The following is a 19,042-nucleotide window of genomic DNA, read 5'->3' as shown; positions in this document are numbered from 1 at the left end:
TTAACTATCGTCCCGCCCGAGGATGTATTCCTCGAGCAGCTTCTTCTCTTCTCCAGAAAGCGAGCGGCTTTCCAGAAGATCGGCGCGTCGTTCATAGGTCCGACCAAGGGACTGCTGTAAACGCCAACGCCGGATATGTGCGTGATTGCCACTTAGCAATACGTCGGGAACACGCTGATCCGCATACACCTCCGGTCGGGTGTAGTGCGGGCAATCCAGCAAACCATCCGTGAAGGAATCTTCCTCCGCGGAGTCCGCATGCCCTAAAGCTCCAGGCAGCAGTCGTGTAACCGCATCTATCAGGACCATCGCCGGCAGCTCGCCGCCAGACAGGACATAGTCCCCAATCGACCACTCTTCATCGACATGAGCTTCAATAAAACGCTCGTCAATGCCTTCATAGCGACCGGCAATCAGGATCAAGCTTGCCTCATTCGCCAGTTCGCGTACCGCAGCCTGTTTCAGCTGGCGGCCTTGAGGGGACAGGTAAATTACCTTCGCCTTCTCCCCGGCTGCAGCCTTGGCCTGAACCAACGCGTCTTCCAGGGGCTTGATCTTCATCACCATGCCCGGGCCACCGCCAAATGGGCGATCGTCCACAGTGTGATGTCGATCCGTCGTGTAGTCTCGCGGGTTCCAACAGGTGAGCTGTAACAGCCCCTGTTTCACCGCCCGACTGGTGATGCCGTACTCGCTGATGGCGGAAAACATCTCGGGAAACAAACTGATCACTTCAATGCGCAAATTAGCCACGCTTAGAAGTCCGCATCCCATTCCACCTTCATCTCGCCCGCTGCCAGGTCGACAGCCAACACGCATTGCTCGGTATAGGGCAACAGGCGTTCGCGATCATCCAGGCTGCCAGCGCAAGGCTTGACCACCATTACATCATTGGCGCCGGTTTCCAGAAGATGATCGATTTTCCCGAGCAATTGCCCGAGTTGATCAATGACCTTCAGACCTTCCAGCTGGTACCAGTAGTACTCGCCGTCGGTCAATTCAGGGAACAGATTGCGCGGCACGCAGATCTCATAACCAGCCAGAAGACGAGCTTCTTCACGATCATCGAGACCCTTGAGCTTTGCGACCAGGAACTTGTCGCTCCCGCGTCCACTGACCAGCTCGACCTGTTTCACACTCCCTTCGCGCTTGAGCGTCCAGGTCTTGTACTGCAACAGGTTTTCAGTCGGATCAGTAAAGGAATACACCTTCACTTCGCCGCGAACGCCATGAACAGAATAAATCTTGCCGATAACGATCAAATCATCAGCAACGGCTGGCGTCGCGTTCATATTGCTCAGGCTGCGGCCTTAGCCGAGTCCTTCAACAACTTGGCAACACGCTCGGAAGGCTGTGCACCAACGCTCAGCCAGTAGGCTACGCGCTCTTGGTTCACGGACAGACGAACTTCTTGACCACGAGCAACAGGGTTGAAGAAACCAACCTGTTCCTTGTGCGAACCGTCACGCGGGTTGCGGCTGTCGGTTACGGTCAAGTGGTAAAACGGGCGCTTTTTGGAGCCGCCAAGGGCAAGACGGATTGTTAGCATGTGAACATCGTTCCTGTAGTCGGTGCTGCAAATCTAAATGCACAGCGGGCATGGGTGCCCGAAAGGCCGCATATTCTAAGGAATATCCGGACTTTTGCAAATGTCTTTTTCCGGCACCTGACCGCGTACCATTCAGATCTGCTATAGAGCCGTCGATTAAAACGGCGAGTCAGCTCCCGCCAACGGCGGGTTTGCTGGAGATCCCACATCCCTGCGGGCCTGCGCAAGAGCGAACTCTTGCGCGAATTCTTTACATCTTCGGCATGCCACGGCCGGGCATCATACCGCCCATGCCGCGCATCATTTTGGCCATGCCGCCTTTGGCCGAGAATTTCTTCATCATTTTCTGCATCTGCTTGTGCTGCTTGATCAAGCGACCGATGTCCTGCACCTGGGTGCCGGAACCCATGGCGATCCGACGCTTGCGCGAACCGCTGATCAGCTCAGGGTCGCGGCGCTCGGCCGGAGTCATGGAGTTGATGATGGCTTCCATCTGCTTGAACTGTTTCTCTGCCGCGCCCTGGGCGTTGCCCATTTGCGCCAGGTTCACACCGCCGATGTTCGGCAGCTTGTCCATCAGGCCGCCGAGGCCGCCCATGTTCTTCATCTGTTGCAACTGGTCACGGAAGTCTTCGAGGTCGAAGCCCTTGCCCTTCTTCAGCTTCTTGGCCAGTTTGTCGGCCTTGTCCTTGTCGAGAGTCTGCTCGGCCTGCTCGATCAGGCTGAGCACGTCGCCCATGCCGAGGATGCGCGAGGCGATACGCTCGGGGTGGAACGGTTCGAGCGCTTCGGTCTTCTCGCCCATGCCGATGAACTTGATCGGCTTGCCGGTGATTGCGCGCACCGACAATGCGGCACCACCACGGGCATCACCATCGACCTTGGTCAGGATCACGCCGGTCAGCGGCAGCGCATCACCAAAGGCCTTGGCGGTGTTGGCCGCATCCTGGCCGGTCATGGCGTCGACCACAAACAGCGTTTCTACCGGGTTGATCGCGGCATGCAACGCCTTGATCTCGCCCATCATCTCTTCATCGATGTGCAGGCGACCGGCGGTATCGACGATCACCACGTCGATAAACTTGAGCCTGGCTTCTTTAATAGCCGCGTTGGCGATATCGACCGGCTTCTGGCTCAGATCGGACGGGAAGAAGGTCACGCCGATTTCACCGGCGAGCATTTCCAGCTGCTTGATCGCGGCCGGACGGTATACGTCGGCCGAGACCACCATCACGGATTTTTTCTTGCGCTCTTTAAGGAAGCGCGCCAGCTTGCCAGCGGTGGTGGTCTTGCCCGCCCCCTGCAAACCGGCCATCAGCACAACGGCCGGCGGTACGGCGCTGAGGTTCAGGTCTTCGTTGGCCGCGCCCATCAGGCTTTCGAGTTCAGCCTGGACGACCTTCACAAAGGCCTGGCCCGGCGTCAGGCTGCGGGACACTTCAGTGCCGACCGCACGCTCCTTGACCGAATTGACGAAATCCTTGACCACAGGCAAGGCAACGTCGGCTTCCAGCAACGCCATGCGCACTTCGCGCAGGGTGTCTTTAATATTGTCCTCGGTCAGCTTGGCCTTGCCGGTGACATGGCGCAGCGTCTGCGAGAGACGGTCAGTCAGATTTTCAAACATGCGCGATCCTTTCAGGCCCTATTCATCGAAATGCATTGGTAGACCGAGGTAATGGCGGCCCAGGCTGTGATAAATCGCTATTAAAAACAGCGCTCGGCGAGCCTGCGGCGTGGGCAGGTCGCGGATTATAGCGAAGACTGCCGCCATGCACACCCGCTGTCTGGCCCGGTGGTCTTTCGTGGAACGCAGGTGTGTGCCAAACTCATCGGCTTTCGGGCTTGCCTAACAGGATTTATGCTCCCTTTGTCACCCAGTTTGCTACCCAGCCTCGCCGCCGCACTCTTGTATGCCGCTGCGACCCTCTATCAAGGCACCCGCCTGGCCCAACGTGCCAGGGCGGACAAACGCCTGCTGGCCGGCCTCGGCGTGCTCGCCCTGGTGGCCCACGCTGCCAGCCTGTTCACCCACCTGATGACGCCGGTGGGCCTGGGCCTGGATTTTTTCAGCGCCGCCAGCCTGATTGCCGCCGCGGTCATTGCCTTGACGCTGCTGGCCTGCGTACGGATCCCGGTGGAGAACCTGCTGTTGCTGCTCTTCCCCCTGGGAATGCTGACGGTGCTGCTGGCGCAATTCGCCCCCACCGGCACGGTGCAGATAATCGATGAGGAGCCAGGCATCCTCGCGCACATCCTGTTGTCGATCCTCGCCTACGGCATGTTCACCATTGCGGTGTTCCAGGCCCTGCTGCTGCTGCTGCAGGACCACCAGCTCAAGCACAAGCACCCGTCCGGGCTGATCAAGAACTTCCCGCCGCTGCAGACCATGGAAAGCCTGCTGTTCGGTTTCCTCTGGGCCGGCTGGACGCTGCTGTCGCTGTCGCTGATTTCCGGCTGGCTGTTCGTCGAGAACCTGTTCGCCCAGCATCTGGTGCACAAGACCCTGCTGGCCTGCCTGGCCTGGGTGGTGTTCAGCGTCCTGCTGTGGGGCCGTAACCGCCTGGGCTGGCGTGGGCACAAGGCCATCCGCTGGACCCTGGCCGGTTTTTGCCTGCTGATGCTGGCGTATTTTGGCAGCAAGCTGGTTCGCGAATTCATCCTGCATATCTGACGGGCAGCGATTATGGACAATTTGCCCCTTGAGCCAATGCTCGCGGTAGTGGCCCTGCTGGTCTTATGGTCGGCGCTGTTCACCGCCATCGAAGCGGCCCAGCACCATTTGCTGGCCTTGCGACCCGGCACGCGCCAGGGTGACAAGGCCGCCGCCCGCCTCAACTTCCCGCGCAACAGCCTGATCCTGTGCAATACCTTGTGCCGCGCAGTGGTGGTGATTCTCTGCACCCTGCTGGCGATCTACGCCTGGGCTGAAAATGGCCCCTGGCTTGGCTGGTTGATCTCCAGTGCACTGCTGCTGGTGCTGGCCGACTACCTTCCGCGCACCCTGGCCACCCGCTATCCGCAAGCGGTGCTGGGGTTTGGCAATACGCTGCTGGGCATACCGCTGAAAATCCTCTACCCCCTGGCCTGGCTGCTCAATGGCATCAGCTTGCTGTTGCTGCGCCCTTTCGCCCGCAAGTCCGGGATCGTCAAGAAAAGCGACGAACCACAGCCCGATCACCCCGACGAGCAGGCCACGGACGACACCGACGACCGCGCACCCGGCATGCCCGGCATCCATGCCCTGGACAACATCACCGTCAATGACATCCTGGTGCCGCGCAGCGAAGTCGATGGCATCAACCTCGACGATCCCATCGAGGACATCATCGAACACCTGCGCACCTCCCAGCGCACGCGGCTGCCGGTGTTCCACAGCGACATCAACCAGGTCGAGGCAGTGCTCAACACCCGGCAGATCCAACACCTGCTGCCGGACGCCAGCCTGACCAAGGACGCCCTGCTTGCCGCCTGCCATGAGCCGTACTTCGTTCCGGAAAGCACGCCTCTGCAACTGCAACTGCTGAACTTCCACAAGCAGCAACGCCGCCTGGGCATGGTGGTGGACGAGTATGGCGAAGTGCTGGGCATCGTCACCCTGGAGGACATCCTGGAAGAAATCGTCGGCGAATTCGAAAGCGAACAGAGTGTGGATAACCCACTGATCCAGGCGCAACCCGACGGGCGCTATGTGATTGATGGGGCGATGTCCATTCGCGAACTGAACAAATGCCTGGGCTGGCACCTGCCCAGCGACGGCCCCAAGACCCTCAATGGCCTGGTGACCGAAGCGCTGGAGACCATTCCCGATTGCGCCGTTTGCCTGAAGATCGGTCGTTATCGCCTGGAAATCCTCGAGACCGAGGACAACAGGGTCAGCAAGGTGCTGATCTGGCATATCGGCTCAAATCCGATTGCCACCTAAATGTAAGAGCAGGCTCGTGTGGGAGCAGCTCTTGTTGTATCCGCGCCCCCCTTCCTATAATCGATCCGGCTTACCCAAGCCCCGCCCGACCGCGTGCTATCCGCACTGAGCGTGTCCAGGCACCGCTGCATCGTGTCTGACCGGTACTCGCTCCCATCCCGAGCCGACTCCGCGCACTGCCCTGATCCATGGGTGCAAGACCAATAATAATCCGCGCCAAAGGCGCAATGACCCTCAGGGATACCTCAATGAGCACCACCTATAACGAGGCCGCTCCCGCCGCCCCGACCAACTCGACCAGCCGCGTCGCCACCGCGAGCATCATCGGCACCGCCATCGAGTTCTACGACTTCTATATCTACGCTACGGCCGCCGCGCTGGTGATCGGCCCGGTGTTCTTCCCGCAGAGTTCCGGCACCGCGCAGATGCTGGCGGCATTCCTGACCTTCGGTATCGCGTTTATCGCCCGGCCACTGGGCTCGGCATTGTTCGGCCATTTCGGTGACCGGATCGGGCGCAAGTCGACGCTGGTGGCCTCGCTGCTGTTGATGGGGGTGTGCACCACGTTGATCGGCCTGCTGCCCGGCTACGACACCATCGGGGCCTGGGCCCCGATCCTGCTGTGTGTGCTGCGTTTCGGCCAAGGCCTGGGCCTGGGCGGGGAATGGGGCGGCGCCGCATTGCTGGCCACCGAGAACGCACCCAAGGGCAAGCGCGCCTGGTTCGGCATGTTCCCGCAACTGGGGCCTTCCATTGGCTTTTTGGCGGCCAATGGGCTGTTTCTGATCCTGGCCATGAACCTGGACGATGAACAATTTCGCAGCTGGGGCTGGCGCATTCCGTTCCTGCTCAGCGCCGCGCTGGTGATGGTTGGCCTGTATGCGCGGCTGAAACTGCACGAAACCCCGGTATTCGCCAACGCCGTGGCCAAGGAAAAACCCGTGAAAGTGCCGCTGGTGGAACTGTTCAGCCAGCATTGGCTGCAGGTATTGCTCGGCGCGGCTGCGATGGTGGTGTGCTATGCGCTGTTCTATATCACCACGGCGTTCTCCCTGAGCTACGGCGTCAGCACCCTGGGCTACAGTCGCGAGACCTTCCTCGCCCTGCTGTGCTTTGCCGTGCTGTTCATGGGCGCGGCCACCCCGTTGGCCGCCCTGGCCAGTGACCGTTACGGGCGCAAGCCGGTGCTGATCGTCGGTGCGGTGCTGGCGATTCTTTCGGGGTTCACCATGGAGCCCTTGCTGACCCACGGCTCGACCTGGGCGGTAGCGTTGTTCCTGTGCCTGGAACTGTTCCTGATGGGCGTGACATTTGCGCCGATGGGGGCGCTGCTGCCGGAATTGTTCCCTACGCGCGTGCGTTATACCGGGGCCTCGGCGGCGTATAACCTGGGCGGGATCGTCGGTGCTTCGGCCGCACCGTTTTTCGCAACCAAACTGGTGGCGATGGGTGGGCTGAGCTATGTCGGCGGGTATGTGTCGGCGGCAGCGTTGCTCAGCTTGATTGCGGTGCTGTGCCTGAAAGAGACGCGGGATAACGACTTGAACAAGGTCGCCTGATAGACCGCTATCGCGGGCAAGCCCGCTCCCACATTGGAAATGTATTCCAAATGTGGGAGCGGGCTTGCCCGCGATGCTTTTACAGCTCTACAACCACTGCTTGAGAGGCACGGGTCGCCTTGGCCCGGGCAGCCTCGATCGACTCATCCCGCGCCAACGCCACGCCCATGCGGCGCTGGCCATTCACTTCTGGCTTGCCGAAAAGGCGCAGGGCTGTGTCCGGTTCGCTCAAGGCAACACCGAGGTTGGCGAATGCCGTCTGGGTCGACTGCCCTTCCACCAGGATCACCGACGATGCCGAAGGCCCGAACTGACGGATCAACGGAATCGGCAAGCCCAGGATGGCCCGCGCATGCAGGGCAAACTGCGACAAGTCCTGGGAAATCAAGGTCACCAGGCCGGTGTCGTGGGGGCGCGGCGAGACTTCGCTGAACCACACCTGATCGCCCTTGATAAACAGCTCGACACCGAACAGGCCACGCCCCCCCAGGGCCTCGGTCACGGCCTTGGCGACGCGCTCGGATTCGGCCAGGGCCACCGGGCTCATGGCCTGGGGCTGCCAGGACTCCTGGTAGTCGCCCTTCTCCTGGCGGTGGCCAACGGGCGCACAGAAGGTGGTGCCGCCGACGTGGCGCACGGTCAGCAGGGTGATTTCGTAGTCGAAGTCGATAAACCCTTCGATAATCACCCGGCCCTTGCCGGCACGCCCGCCTTCCTGGGCGTAGTCCCAGGCTTTTTGCACGTCATCGGCACTGCGCAACAGGCTCTGGCCCTTGCCCGACGAGCTCATCACGGGCTTGACCACACAAGGGAAGCCCAAATCTTCGACAGCCTTGCGGTAGTCTTCCACGGTGTCGGCGAAGTGGTACGGCGAAGTCGGCAAGTCCAGTTCTTCAGCGGCCAGGCGGCGGATGCCTTCACGGTTCATGGTCAACAGCGCCGCACGGGCGGTGGGGATCACGGTAAAGCCTTCAGCCTCCAGTTCCACCAGGGTACCGGTGGCGATGGCTTCGATTTCCGGGACGATGAAATGCGGTTTTTCCGCCTCGATCACCGCACGCAGGGCCGCACCGTCGAGCATGTTGATCACATGGCTGCGATGCGCCACCTGCATGGCCGGGGCGTTCGCGTAGCGATCCACGGCAATCACTTCAACGCCCAGGCGTTGCAGCTCGATTACCACTTCCTTGCCCAGCTCACCGCAGCCACACATCAATACGCGGGTCGCGGTTGGCGACAATGGAGTTCCGATTCGGGTCATCTCAGGTCCTCAGGGGAGCGGATCAGGGGGAGAAAGGCGGGCATTTTACATGAACGGCACGCCTTGGCCTCAGTTGGCGACACGCTGGCGACGCAAACGCCAGGCCATGGCCAGCCACACCACAGTGACCCCGGCAAATTTCGAGGCCAGGGCAGTGCCGACCACGGCCGGCGTCAACGCACCGATCAGGCCGAAAAAGATAAAAGTATCGAGGGGAATACTCAGCGCCGAGCTGATCCACAGACGGTCATGCAACGGGCGCTTGGTGATACTGAAGACCAGCCAGTCGATGCACTCGGACACCGCGAACGCCGTGGCGCTGGCCAGGGCGATGGACGGATCGGAGGTGATATAGGACAGCACCAATGCCGCCAGCATGGCGATGATCGCGCCGTGGCCGAAGCGGGTTTGCACCATGTCACGCAGGATAAAGACCAGGCCACCCCAGGCGGACCAGATGACATCCAGGTGCGGGGCGGTGGAAAAGGCGAAGTTAATCAGCACGACACTGCTGATATAGGCAATCAGGAAGAGCATGGGGCGAGGGACCTGTGGGCAAGGGGCACAGGGTACTGCACATTTAGAAGTATGTCGTCTGGCCGGGCTTCATCGCTGGCAAGCCTGCTCCCTCATTTTGAAATGCATTCCAATGTGGGCGCTGGCTTGCCTGCGATAGCGCCCTTTCAGCCGCCGGATTTACCCGGAATCATCCACAACATCCCACTGGCCTTCGCCCGCTCATGGCATAGCCCCAGCACTACCCGGCGCTCGGCGTTGTCCATGCGGCTCCAACGGGTGATTTCGTCAACATTGCGCTGGCAACCGGTGCAGATATCGTCGTCATCCAACGCACAAATACTCACGCAGGGTGAGGCGACAGGACGTTCAACCGGGTTCATTCTGGCTGCTCGGCCAGATCACGGGCATAGCGCTGTGAGTTATGCACATAGTGCGCGGCGCTGGCTTCAAGCATCTTCTTCTGCTGCTCGGTCAATTCCCGCACCACCTTGCCGGGCGAGCCCATCACCAGCGAACCGTCGGGAATTTCCTTGCCTTCGCCGATCAACGAGTTGGCGCCGATGATGCAGTGCCGGCCGATCCTGGCGCCGTTGAGGATCACCGCATTGATACCGACCAGGCTGTAGTCGCCGACGGTGCAGCCATGCAGCATCGCGTTATGCCCAACCGTCACACCGGTGCCCAATGTCAGCGGGTAGCCCATGTCGGTGTGCATGACGCTGCCATCCTGCACGTTGCTGTTCTTGCCGATCAGGATCAGTTCGTTGTCGCCACGCAACACCGCGTTGAACCAGACATTGGCCCCCTCCTCCAGCTTGACCTTGCCCACCAGCGTGGCATTGGGGGCCACCCAACTGTGTGGATGGGTCTCGACGCGGGCATCGCCCAGGCGGTATTTCATGGTCTTCCCTCACGGCTTGCCATTCAAACGATGGCTTAAGTATTGATAAAGCTTTGTGGCGGATGGTTCAGGCAGATGTCGACATCGTCATAGAGCAGGTTGATCAACTCGACGATCATCATCGCCGTCAGGCCCCAGATCTTGTATTCACCAAACCGATAGCTGGGCACATACCAACTACGCCCCTGGTAATCGATGCGATGGGTGTGCTCGCGCGGGTCCTGGCGGAAAAAATCCAGGGGCACGCTGAACACCGCCGCGATCTCGGCATCGTTGGCCAGGTACTCGACGTAACCGGGGATGACCCCCACATAGGGGGTCACGCGGATACCGTGCAGGGAGATCAAGGGGCTCAAGGGGCCGATCACTTCCACCAGGCCCGGTGGCAGGCCGATTTCCTCTTCGGCCTCGCGCAGCGCCGTGAACACCAGGTCGGGGTCTTCGGGGTCGCGACGTCCACCCGGGAATGCCACTTCGCCGCCATGGGTCGACAGACCGCTGGCACGCAGGGTCAGGATCAGCTCGGGTTCGTCGCTACGGGTAATCGGTACCAGCACCGCGGCCTCAGGGAAACGGCCGTCAGTTTCCAGTGTGCGTGGCGTGTGATTGCTTACCCGGCGAAGTAGCTCGTCCAGCATGAGTCATCTCGATCTGTTGGCTACCTTGCATCATGCACCAAAGCGTACGGGTGCCCAACCCCAAAACCCCGGCGGTGTCGCTAAACGACAACTTGCAGGCCACTGCCCTGCACGCCAAGATAGGCGCAGTCCCCAGGAACCCCAGCATGAACTTCTGCAGCCAGTGCGGTAAACCGGTCACCCAACGCATTCCCGAAGGCGACGCACGCCTGCGTTATGTGTGTGATCACTGTCAGACCATTCACTATCAGAATCCCAATATCGTCGCTGGCACCCTGCCAGTCTGGGGCAACCAGGTGCTGCTGTGCCGACGCGCCATCGAGCCACGCCTGGGCTTCTGGACCCTGCCCGCAGGCTTTATGGAAAACGGCGAGACCGTCGAACAGGGCGCCATGCGCGAAACCCTTGAGGAAGCCTGCGCCAGGGTGCGCAACCTGAACATCTACACGTTGATCGATGTGCCGCACATCAACCAGGTGCATATCTTCTACCGTGCCGAACTGATTGACCTGGGCTTTGCCGCCGGCCCCGAGAGCCTGGAAGTCAGGCTGTTCGATGAAATGGACATCCCTTGGTCCGAGCTGGCTTTTCGCACGGTCAGGCGTACCTTAGAATGCTTTTTCGCCGACCGTCGGCAACAGGTGTTTCCCGTGCGCAGCGAGTCGGTGCCACCGTTGACTCACCCGGCACAATAACAATCGAAGGTCACCTTCAAAGGGATATGGCTTCAATGCGTTGGTTGCTTGCTCTGCTCTGCCTGTCGTTCGCCGCGCTGTCGTCAGCCACCACCCTGCAAACCCTGGGTGGTAAAACCGTCGAGAAAGTCCTGGTGCTCAAGTCCGCGCACCAGTTGCAACTGATCAACGACGGCAAGCCGCTGAAAACCTACCGCATTTCCCTGGGCAAGAACCCCAAGGGCCACAAGCTGATCGAAGGCGACCGCCGCACCCCGGAAGGTTTCTACTGGATCGACTGGCGCAAGACCAGCGACCGCTTCAACCTGTCCATGCATATCTCCTACCCCAATATCAGCGATGCCGCCCGCGCCCGTCGCGACGGGGTCAGCCCCGGCAGCATGATCATGATCCACGGCACGCCAGACAGTGAGGAATACCCCGAACAGTGGCTCCACACCCTGGACTGGACCGACGGCTGCATCGGCATGCGCAATGTCGACATGCGCGAAGTGTGGAACCTGGTCAAGGACGGCACGATGATCGAGATCCGTCCGTAAGCTGCGACCGTTCGTAAAATAATTCAAAAAAAACCTGCCTGCCCCACAGCCCCTGCCGGTGAATACCATTTCACTGGCAGGGGCTGCGTCTTTCTGCGCACGACAAAGACCTCTCTAATACCACTTGAGTCCAACCCCTTAAAAGGCGCCTGAAAACAGGCATCCACGCGCTTTTACCAGCATTGACATGGTATTTAAGTGGTATTAATTTCCGGCCAATACCGGGCGACAACACTCCAATAACCGCATCGGAAACCTACAGATGAATCCTATCCAGGCCCTGCGCCCCGACGACAAACAGTCCACCCCGCTGTACCTGCAACTGGCCCGCAGCCTGGAAGCAGCGATCCATGCCGGGCAATGGAAATCCGAGCAGGCCTTGCCCTCCGAGCGCGTGCTCAGCGAGCAGTTGAGCATTTCCCGGGTGACCGCCCGCAAAGCCCTGGAGGTGTTGTTCGCCCAAGGCCTGATCCGCCGCAACCAAGGCTCGGGGACCTTTATCACACCGCGCCTGGAACAGCCGTTGTCGCGCCTTTCGGGGTTCAGCGAGATGCTGCGGCTCAAGGGCTTTGTCCCCGGTTCCCAGTGGCTGGAGCGGGAAATCACCCCTCCGACCCATGAAGAACTGATCCGCCTGTGCCTGTCGCCCACCGACAAAGTGGCGCGCCTCAAGCGCCTGCGCAAAGCCGATGACACTGTCATGGCCATCGAGATGAGCGCCCTGCCCGCCTCGATCATTCCCAAGCCCCAGGCCATCGGTTGCTCGCTCTATGAACACCTGGAAGCCATCGGTAAACCGGTGGTGCGAGCCCTGCAACATATCCAGGCCATCAACGCCTCGGATGAGTTCGCGGCCCTGGTGGGCATCGCTCCCGGCACCGCCATGCTGCTGATGACCCGGGTCGGCTACACCGCCGACAACACGCCGATCGAAATCACCGACACCTACTGCCGCAACGACTACTACGACTTTGTCGCAGAGCTGCGTCGATACGACTTTGCCGCCGAGCTGCGGCCTTAGAGAACTGCCATGTCCGAAGACAATATCCTCACGCCCCACGGCTGGATTCGCGGCCGCCTGGTGCACCACGAAGGCCGGGTCAGCGCCGTCGAAGGCGTGCCTTGCGACCCGGTCGACAACGACCTGCCCTACCTGCTGCCGGGGTTTATCGACCTGCATGTGCACGGCGGCGGCGGCAAGGACATCATGGAAGGTCATAGCGCCTTCGAAACCATCACCCGCACCCATGTGCGCTTTGGCACCACTTCGCTGCTGGCCACCACCATGACTGCGCCGGTCGAGGAGATCTCCCGGGTGCTCGGCGAACTCGGCCAGTTCTGCGAGAAACGCCCGGCAGGCAGCGCCCGCGTGTTGGGGGTGCACCTGGAAGGCCCCTACATCAACCCAGGCAAACTCGGCGCACAGCCCAACTTCGCCCACACCGCATTGATGGCCGAGGTCGAGCACTACCTGCGCCTGGCGCCGATCCGGGTGATCACCATTGCCCCGGAAATCGCCGGCCACGATGGCTTGATCCGCGTCCTCAGCCAGCGCGGCGTGCGCATGCAGATCGGCCACACTCTGGGCAGCTATGAAGAAGGTGTCGCGGCGCTGGCCGCCGGGGCCACCAGTTTTACCCATTTGTACAACGCCATGAGCCCGTTGCATCACCGCGAGCCCGGCATCGTCGGCGCCGCACTGGCCCATGCCCAATACGCCGAGTTAATCCCGGACTTGCTGCATGTACACCCCGGAGCCATGCGCGTGGCCCTGCGTTCGATTCCCTGCCTGTACTGCGTCACCGACTCCACCGCCGCCGCCGGCATGCCCGATGGCGAATACAAGCTGGGCAGCCACACCGTGACCAAATGCCTGGGCGGCGTTCGCCTGGCCGACGGCACCCTGGCCGGCAGCACCCTGACCATGGATCAGGCGTTGCGCAATCTGGTGAAGATCGGCCTGCCCATCAGCGAAGCCTCACAGCGCCTGTCGCAATTTCCTGCGGATTATCTGGGCCTGGAACAACGCGGCCGCCTGCAACCCGGCAGTTTTGCCGACTGTGTGCGCCTGGACCGCTCCCTGCACCTCACCGACGTAATGGTCGAAGGAGAAACCATTGACTTCAAAAATGCTTGAAGAGGCCCTGTCCTCCTGTGAGGCCGTCGCGGCCCAATTGCAATGCCTGGACCCAGTGCTGGCCGAGGTCGCCGGGCGCCTGCGCCGCCAACCGCCGCAAGTGGCGATGACCGTCGCCCGTGGCAGTTCGGACCACGCCGCCAGTTACTTCGCCTACCTGGCCATGCAGCATGTGGGCATCCCGGTGGCATCGTTGCCGATGTCGGTGGTGACCCTGGCGCAAGCGCCGCTGAAAGTCAGCGGCCAGGCGGCGTTTGGCTTTTCCCAGTCGGGGCAGAGCCCGGACCTGGTCAATAGCCTGCGCGTGCTACGCAAGCGTGGCGCATTGAGCGTGTCGATGGTCAATGCCGAAGACTCGCCCCTGGAGGCCGCCTGCGAATTCCATGTGCCGCTGTGCGCCGGCCCTGAGCGCAGCGTGGCCGCGACCAAGAGCTTTATCGCGACCCTGACCGCCAGCGCCCAGTTGATCGGCCACTGGAACCAGGAAGACGGCCTGCTCGAAGCCTGCCATGCCTTGCCGGCCGGCCTGCGCGAAGCGGCGACCCAGGACTGGAGCCTGGCCGTCGACGCCCTGCGCGATTGCCAGCGCCTGATGGTCATCGGCCGTGGTGCCGGGTTTGCCATCGCCCAGGAAGCGGCACTCAAGCTCAAGGAAACCTCGGCGATCCAGGCCGAAGCCTTCAGCAGCGCCGAAGTGCGCCACGGGCCGATGGCCTTGATCGATGACAACTACCCGTTGCTGGTGTTCGCCCCACGCGGCGCCGAACAGCCCGGCCTGCTGACCCTGGCCGCAGAAATGCGCCAGCGCGGCGCACGGGTGCTGCTGGCCGCTCCCGACGATATTGCCGAACGCGACCTGACCTTGAGCCGCGCCGAACACTCGGCCCTGGACCCGATCCTGGCGATCCAGAGCTTCTACGTGATGGCTGCAGGTTTAGCCCAGGCCCGCGGCATGGACCCGGACCAGCCCCGCCACCTGAGCAAAGTCACTCGCACCCACTGAGTTGATTTCCGTCGTTTCCTGATGAGTACCGTGCCCATGCCCGACAATAATAATGACCTCACCCTCAGCGCCCCCCTCAGCGGGCCGGTGCTGACCCTGGGCAACGTGCCTGACGACGTGTTCGCCAGTGGCGCCATGGGCGACGGGATTGCCATCGATCCCCTCAACGACTGCCTGCATGCACCGTGCGCTGGCGTGGTGATCCACGTCGCCCGTACTGGCCATGCCTTGACCCTGCGCGCCGACAATGGTGCCGAGGTGCTGCTGCACGTGGGCATCGACACCGTCGCACTGCAAGGCGAAGGCTTTGCCTTGCTGGTCAAGGAAGGTTCGCGGGTCAGTAACGGGCAAGCCTTGGTGCGCTTTGACCTGGACCGTATTGCCCGCCAGTGCAAAAGCCTGGTCAGCGTGATCATCCTCACCAATGGCGAACAGTTCGAGCTGCGCCCGGTGGCCTTGAATACGGTGAAGGTCGGCGAGGCATTGCTGCGCATCGTGGCGCGTCAACCGCACGCCCAACAGCCCTCGGTGAACGACAGCTCCCAGGCGCATGCCAGCGCACGTATTCGTATCGCCCACCGGGGCGGCCTGCATGCCCGGCCTGCAGCGCTGATCCGCAAGACCGCCCAGGGTTTCAGCAGCCAGTCGCAGCTGCATTTCGCCGGCAAATCGGCGTCGTGCGACAGCCTGGTCGGCCTGATGGGGCTGGGCATTGGTGAGCAGGATGAGGTGCAAGTCACTTGCCGCGGCAAGGATTGCGATGCGGCGTTACAGGCACTGATTGCGGCACTCTCGATCAGCACCGGCGAAGAAGCACACACCCCGGTGACCGTCGCAGCGCGCCCGGTCAACAGCGAGGCGGGCGTATTGCAGGGGGTCTGCGCCGCGCCGGGCCTGGTCTGCGGGCCGCTGTTGCGCCTCAACACCCTCCAATTGCCACAAGACCCGGGCAACCATGTGCGCGATGAGCAATTGCAGCAACTGGACAGCGCCCTGGAACAGGTACGCAGCGAAATCCGCAACACCCTGGAGCACGCCCGTCAGCGCAGGGCCGCCGAGGAAGAAGACATCTTCGCCGCCCACCTGGTGCTGCTGGAGGATCCCACCCTGCTGGAAGCCGCCACCGCCGCTATCGAGCAAGGCAGCGCCGCCACCCATGCCTGGCGCGATGCGATCCAGGCCCAATGCGCGGTGTTGCTGGGCTTGGGCAAGCCGTTGTTCGCCGAGCGCGCCAACGACCTGCGGGACTTGCAGCAACGGGTGCTGCGCGTGCTGCTGGGCGAAACCTGGCAGTTCGAACTGCCGGCCGGCGCCATTGTTGCCGCCCATGAACTGACCCCCTCGGACCTGTTGCAGTTGAGCGCGCAAAACGTCGCAGGCCTGTGCATGGCCGAAGGTGGCGCAACCTCCCATGTGGCGATCCTGGCCCGGGGCAAAGGCTTGCCTTGCGTGGTCGCCCTGGGCGGTGAAGTGTTGGAGGTGCCGCAAGGCCAGCGGGTGGTGCTGGATGCCGCCAACGGGCGCCTGGAACTCACCCCGGACGATGCCCGTCACGCCCAGGTCCACCAGATCCGCGATGCGCAGAAACAGCGGCGCCAGCAGCAACAGGCTCAGGCCCAGGCGGCGGCCAGCACCCGCGATGGTGTAGGCATTGAAGTGGCAGCCAATGTCGCCTCCAGCAGCGAGGCACAGATTGCCTTTGAAAACGGCGCCGATGGCGTGGGCCTGCTGCGCACCGAGTTCCTGTTCGTGGACCGGCGCACCGCTCCCGATGAGCAGGAGCAACGCCAGGCCTATCAAGCGGTACTGGATGCCATGGGCGACAAATCCGTGATCATCCGCACCATCGATGTGGGCGGCGACAAACAACTCGACTACCTGCCGCTGCCGGTCGAGGCCAATCCGGTGCTGGGCCTGCGCGGCATTCGCATGGCCCAGGTGCGCCCGGAACTGCTCGACCAGCAACTGCGCGCCCTGCTCCAGGTCAGCCCGCTGCAACGCTGCCGGATCCTCCTGCCGATGGTCAGCGAGGTCGATGAATTGCTGCACATCCGCCGGCGCCTCGATGAACTGTGCGCCGAACTGGAACTGACCCAGCGCCCGGAGCTGGGGGTGATGATCGAAGTGCCGGCCGCCGCACTGATGGCCGAGCTCCTGGCCGAACATGCCGACTTCCTGTCCATCGGCACCAACGACCTGTCCCAGTACACCCTGGCCATGGACCGCGACCATGCTGGCCTGGCCGCGCGGGTTGACGCCCTGCACCCGGCGTTGCTGCGCCTGATCGCCCAGACCTGCGCGGGTGCGGCGAAACATGGCCGCTGGGTCGGCGTCTGTGGCGCCCTGGCCTCGGACCCACTGGCCACTCCTGTGCTGGTCGGACTGGGCGTGCGCGAGCTGTCCGTGAGCCCGCCGCAAATTGCCGAAATCAAAGACCGCATACGCCACCTGGACGCCACGCAATGCCGGCAACTGAGCCAGGGCCTGCTCAACCTGGGCAGTGCCGGGGCCGTGCGCCAAGCCTGTCAACACCATTGGCCGTTGAGCTGAAAACAACAAGAACAAAGGAGACTCGCCATGTACCAACACTTTATCGAAGGCCTGCAACGCCTGGGTCGTGCGCTGATGCTACCTATCGCGATCCTGCCGATTGCCGGCCTGTTGCTGCGCCTGGGTGACACCGACCTGCTGAACATCGCCGTCATGCACGATGCCGGGCAGGCGATCTTCGCCAACCTGGCGCTGATCTTCGCCATTGGCATCGCCGTGGGCTTTGCCAGGGACAACAACGGTACGGCGGGGCTGGCCGGGGCCATTGGCTACCTGGTCATGGTCTCCACCCTCAAGGTGATGGACAGCACCATCAACATGGGCATGCTCGCCGGGATCGTCAGCGGCCTGATGGCCGGCGCGCTGTACAACCGCTTCAAGGACATCAAGCTGCCGGAATACCTGGCGTTTTTTGGCGGGCGACGGTTCGTGCCGATTGTCACCGGGTTCTCCGCGGTGGGCCTGGGCGTGGTGTTCGGCCTGATCTGGCCGCCGGTGCAGCACGGCATCAATAGCTTCGGCGTGCTGCTGATGGAAAGCGGCAGCCTCGGCGCCTTTGTGTTCGGTGTGTTCAACCGCTTGCTGATCGTCACGGGCCTGCACCATATCCTCAACAACATGGCCTGGTTTGTGTTCGGCAGCTTCACCGACCCGCTCACAGGTGCCGTCGTGACGGGCGACCTGACCCGCTATTTTGCCGGCGACCCCAAGGGTGGCCAGTTCATGACCGGCATGTTCCCGGTGATGCTGTTCGGCCTGCCGGCGGCGTGCCTGGCGATGTATCGCAACGCCTTGCCGGAGCGGCGCAAGATCATGGGCGGGATTTTCCTGTCGATGGCCCTGACCTCGTTCCTCACGGGGGTGACCGAGCCCATCGAGTTTGCCTTCATGTTCCTCGCGCCGTTCCTGTATCTGCTGCATGCACTGCTGACCGGCCTGTCGATGGCCGTCACCAACTTGCTGGACATTCACCTGGGCTTTACCTTTTCCGGCGGCTTCATCGACATGGTTCTCGGCTGGGGCAAATCCACCAATGGCTGGCTGGTGATACCGGTGGGCCTGGCATATGCAGTGATCTACTACAGCGTGTTCAACTACTGCATCCGCCGCTTCAACCTGAAAACCCCAGGGCGTGAAGACATCCAGGTTGCCCAGGCCGAAGTCATGACAGATAACCAGCGCGCCCATGCGTACATCCGCGCCTTGGGTGGTGCCGCCAACCTGCTCAGCGTCGGTGCCTGCACCACCCGCCTGCGCCTGGACATGGTCGACCGTAACAAGGCGCTGGACGCCGGGCTCAAGGCCCTGGGGGCAATGGCCGTGGTGCGCCCCGGCAATGGCGGCAGCCTGCAGGTGGTGGTGGGGCCGATGGCCGACAGCATTGCCGATGAGATTCGCCTGGCCATGTCGTCGTTTGTTGACACCGCACCTGCGGCAATTGCACCGGTGGCCAAGCCCGTTACGGTGAATGCGCTGGAAGCCGAACAATGGCTGAACGCCCTGGGTGGGCGGACGAATGTGCGTCAACTGGAAGCCGTGGCCATGACCCGCTTGCGGGTGGAACTGGGGGATGATTCGGCGCTGTCTGAAACCCAGCTTGTCGCGCTCGGTTGCCAGGGTATACGCCAACTCGAAAGCGGTGTTTGGCACCTGTTGGTGGGCGACAACTCCTCGGGGCTGGGTGAGGCGCTGGAGCGCCTGGTCAGCCGTCCGGCCGATGCCTGAAACGCTCCCAGGCTCTGCGCGGCAGCGGCCAGCACAGCCCG

19 protein-coding genes are annotated in these 19,042 nt (G+C 62.2%); 10 read left to right on the top strand and 9 right to left on the bottom strand.

The annotated features are described in order from the left end of the window. The 4 genes from trmD to ffh all read right to left on the bottom strand — a co-directional run bounded on the left by trmD (position 1) and on the right by ffh (position 3,176). A complete protein-coding gene (gene trmD / locus HZ99_RS23320; protein WP_181883201.1) occupies positions 1-774 on the bottom strand; it encodes a tRNA (guanosine(37)-N1)-methyltransferase TrmD in 774 nt (257 codons plus the stop codon). Next, positions 756-1,292, bottom strand: coding sequence for a ribosome maturation factor RimM (rimM, locus tag HZ99_RS23315; protein WP_003175898.1), 537 nt, complete (start codon positions 1,290-1,292; stop codon positions 756-758). The genes trmD and rimM overlap by 19 nt, the downstream gene beginning before the upstream one ends. A 5-nt stretch (positions 1,293-1,297) precedes the next feature. Further along, complete coding sequence (gene rpsP / locus HZ99_RS23310; RefSeq protein ID WP_003175899.1) at positions 1,298-1,549, bottom strand: 30S ribosomal protein S16; 252 nt, start codon at positions 1,547-1,549, stop codon at positions 1,298-1,300. Positions 1,550-1,799: 250 nt separating this feature from the next. Continuing rightward, a complete protein-coding gene (ffh, locus tag HZ99_RS23305; protein WP_038446368.1) occupies positions 1,800-3,176 on the bottom strand; it encodes a signal recognition particle protein in 1,377 nt (458 codons plus the stop codon). A 234-nt stretch (positions 3,177-3,410) separates the two neighbouring features. On the opposite strand from ffh, the gene HZ99_RS23300 reads away from it, so the two are divergent. The 3 genes from HZ99_RS23300 to HZ99_RS23290 all read left to right on the top strand — a co-directional run bounded on the left by HZ99_RS23300 (position 3,411) and on the right by HZ99_RS23290 (position 7,033). Beyond that, positions 3,411-4,223: a cytochrome C assembly family protein gene (locus tag HZ99_RS23300; RefSeq protein ID WP_038446367.1), complete on the top strand. Its 813-nt coding sequence runs from the start codon at positions 3,411-3,413 to the stop codon at positions 4,221-4,223. A gap of 12 nt (positions 4,224-4,235) precedes the next feature. Continuing rightward, positions 4,236-5,474, top strand: coding sequence for a transporter associated domain-containing protein (locus tag HZ99_RS23295; protein WP_038446365.1), 1,239 nt, complete (start codon positions 4,236-4,238; stop codon positions 5,472-5,474). A gap of 248 nt (positions 5,475-5,722) precedes the next feature. Beyond that, positions 5,723-7,033: an MFS transporter gene (locus HZ99_RS23290; protein WP_029296174.1), complete on the top strand. Its 1,311-nt coding sequence runs from the start codon at positions 5,723-5,725 to the stop codon at positions 7,031-7,033. Between the two features lie 79 nt (positions 7,034-7,112). Here the strand turns inward: HZ99_RS23290 and purT are convergent, their stop codons facing one another. The 5 genes from purT to HZ99_RS23265 all read right to left on the bottom strand — a co-directional run bounded on the left by purT (position 7,113) and on the right by HZ99_RS23265 (position 10,352). After that, positions 7,113-8,294 carry a formate-dependent phosphoribosylglycinamide formyltransferase gene (gene purT, locus HZ99_RS23285; RefSeq protein ID WP_038446363.1) on the bottom strand — a complete coding sequence of 394 codons (1,182 nt, stop codon included), beginning with the start codon at positions 8,292-8,294 and terminating at the stop codon, positions 7,113-7,115. 69 nt (positions 8,295-8,363) lie between these two features. Then, the gene (locus tag HZ99_RS23280; protein ID WP_029296170.1) at positions 8,364-8,831 is read right to left on the bottom strand and encodes a VUT family protein; all 468 of its coding nucleotides are present in this window, start codon (positions 8,829-8,831) and stop codon (positions 8,364-8,366) included. A 146-nt stretch (positions 8,832-8,977) separates the two neighbouring features. Further along, positions 8,978-9,193 (bottom strand): DUF1289 domain-containing protein, encoded by a 216-nt coding sequence (locus tag HZ99_RS23275; protein WP_038446361.1) that lies wholly within the window; start codon positions 9,191-9,193, stop codon positions 8,978-8,980. Then, a complete protein-coding gene (locus tag HZ99_RS23270; RefSeq protein ID WP_038446360.1) occupies positions 9,190-9,714 on the bottom strand; it encodes a gamma carbonic anhydrase family protein in 525 nt (174 codons plus the stop codon). The genes HZ99_RS23275 and HZ99_RS23270 overlap by 4 nt, the downstream gene beginning before the upstream one ends. 35 nt (positions 9,715-9,749) lie before the next feature. Further along, complete coding sequence (locus HZ99_RS23265) at positions 9,750-10,352, bottom strand: CoA pyrophosphatase (protein ID WP_038446358.1); 603 nt, start codon at positions 10,350-10,352, stop codon at positions 9,750-9,752. 146 nt (positions 10,353-10,498) lie between these two features. Here HZ99_RS23265 and HZ99_RS23260 point away from each other — a divergent pair, with 146 nt between their 5' ends. From HZ99_RS23260 to nagE, 7 genes are all read left to right on the top strand, one after another. Further along, complete coding sequence (locus HZ99_RS23260; protein WP_038446356.1) at positions 10,499-11,047, top strand: NUDIX hydrolase; 549 nt, start codon at positions 10,499-10,501, stop codon at positions 11,045-11,047. Positions 11,048-11,082: 35 nt separating this feature from the next. Continuing rightward, positions 11,083-11,586 carry a L,D-transpeptidase family protein gene (locus HZ99_RS23255; protein ID WP_038446355.1) on the top strand — a complete coding sequence of 168 codons (504 nt, stop codon included), beginning with the start codon at positions 11,083-11,085 and terminating at the stop codon, positions 11,584-11,586. Between the two features lie 262 nt (positions 11,587-11,848). Beyond that, a complete protein-coding gene (locus tag HZ99_RS23250) occupies positions 11,849-12,607 on the top strand; it encodes a GntR family transcriptional regulator (RefSeq protein WP_038446353.1) in 759 nt (252 codons plus the stop codon). A gap of 9 nt (positions 12,608-12,616) precedes the next feature. Continuing rightward, on the top strand, positions 12,617-13,723 hold the full coding sequence (gene nagA, locus HZ99_RS23245) for an N-acetylglucosamine-6-phosphate deacetylase (protein ID WP_038446351.1): 1,107 nt from the start codon (positions 12,617-12,619) through the stop codon (positions 13,721-13,723). Further along, positions 13,704-14,726, top strand: a complete 1,023-nt coding sequence (locus HZ99_RS23240; RefSeq protein ID WP_115284108.1) for an SIS domain-containing protein — start codon at positions 13,704-13,706, stop codon at positions 14,724-14,726. The genes nagA and HZ99_RS23240 overlap by 20 nt, the downstream gene beginning before the upstream one ends. 36 nt (positions 14,727-14,762) lie before the next feature. Continuing rightward, positions 14,763-17,276, top strand: a complete 2,514-nt coding sequence (gene ptsP, locus HZ99_RS23235) for a phosphoenolpyruvate--protein phosphotransferase (RefSeq protein ID WP_038446348.1) — start codon at positions 14,763-14,765, stop codon at positions 17,274-17,276. A gap of 27 nt (positions 17,277-17,303) precedes the next feature. Then, entirely contained in the window at positions 17,304-19,001 is a 1,698-nt protein-coding gene (gene nagE / locus HZ99_RS23230; protein ID WP_038446346.1) for an N-acetylglucosamine-specific PTS transporter subunit IIBC, read from the top strand. The last annotated feature ends 41 nt before the right edge of the window (positions 19,002-19,042 follow it).

The sequence above is a fragment of the Pseudomonas fluorescens genome (assembly GCF_000730425.1).
Classification (GTDB): Bacteria; Pseudomonadota; Gammaproteobacteria; order Pseudomonadales; family Pseudomonadaceae; genus Aquipseudomonas; species Aquipseudomonas fluorescens_X.
This window is presented reverse-complemented; position numbering and strand designations above follow the sequence as displayed.

What these genes read in the sequence shown, in the direction of transcription:
- ptsP (WP_038446348.1), top strand. Translation starts at nt 14,763, where the DNA reads ATGCCCGACAATAATAATGACCTCACCCTCAGCGCCCCCCTCAGCGGG.
- HZ99_RS23290 (WP_029296174.1), top strand. Translation starts at nt 5,723, where the DNA reads ATGAGCACCACCTATAACGAGGCCGCTCCCGCCGCCCCGACCAACTCG.
- HZ99_RS23300 (WP_038446367.1), top strand. Translation starts at nt 3,411, where the DNA reads ATGCTCCCTTTGTCACCCAGTTTGCTACCCAGCCTCGCCGCCGCACTC.
- HZ99_RS23280 (WP_029296170.1), bottom strand. Translation starts at nt 8,831, where the DNA reads ATGCTCTTCCTGATTGCCTATATCAGCAGTGTCGTGCTGATTAACTTC.
- rimM (WP_003175898.1), bottom strand. Translation starts at nt 1,292, where the DNA reads ATGAACGCGACGCCAGCCGTTGCTGATGATTTGATCGTTATCGGCAAG.
- HZ99_RS23250 (WP_038446353.1), top strand. Translation starts at nt 11,849, where the DNA reads ATGAATCCTATCCAGGCCCTGCGCCCCGACGACAAACAGTCCACCCCG.
- HZ99_RS23275 (WP_038446361.1), bottom strand. Translation starts at nt 9,193, where the DNA reads ATGAACCCGGTTGAACGTCCTGTCGCCTCACCCTGCGTGAGTATTTGT.
- nagA (WP_038446351.1), top strand. Translation starts at nt 12,617, where the DNA reads ATGTCCGAAGACAATATCCTCACGCCCCACGGCTGGATTCGCGGCCGC.
- HZ99_RS23255 (WP_038446355.1), top strand. Translation starts at nt 11,083, where the DNA reads ATGCGTTGGTTGCTTGCTCTGCTCTGCCTGTCGTTCGCCGCGCTGTCG.
- ffh (WP_038446368.1), bottom strand. Translation starts at nt 3,176, where the DNA reads ATGTTTGAAAATCTGACTGACCGTCTCTCGCAGACGCTGCGCCATGTC.
- HZ99_RS23265 (WP_038446358.1), bottom strand. Translation starts at nt 10,352, where the DNA reads ATGCTGGACGAGCTACTTCGCCGGGTAAGCAATCACACGCCACGCACA.
- nagE (WP_038446346.1), top strand. Translation starts at nt 17,304, where the DNA reads ATGTACCAACACTTTATCGAAGGCCTGCAACGCCTGGGTCGTGCGCTG.
- HZ99_RS23295 (WP_038446365.1), top strand. Translation starts at nt 4,236, where the DNA reads ATGGACAATTTGCCCCTTGAGCCAATGCTCGCGGTAGTGGCCCTGCTG.
- purT (WP_038446363.1), bottom strand. Translation starts at nt 8,294, where the DNA reads ATGACCCGAATCGGAACTCCATTGTCGCCAACCGCGACCCGCGTATTG.
- HZ99_RS23260 (WP_038446356.1), top strand. Translation starts at nt 10,499, where the DNA reads ATGAACTTCTGCAGCCAGTGCGGTAAACCGGTCACCCAACGCATTCCC.
- HZ99_RS23270 (WP_038446360.1), bottom strand. Translation starts at nt 9,714, where the DNA reads ATGAAATACCGCCTGGGCGATGCCCGCGTCGAGACCCATCCACACAGT.
- trmD (WP_181883201.1), bottom strand. Translation starts at nt 774, where the DNA reads ATGGGATGCGGACTTCTAAGCGTGGCTAATTTGCGCATTGAAGTGATC.
- rpsP (WP_003175899.1), bottom strand. Translation starts at nt 1,549, where the DNA reads ATGCTAACAATCCGTCTTGCCCTTGGCGGCTCCAAAAAGCGCCCGTTT.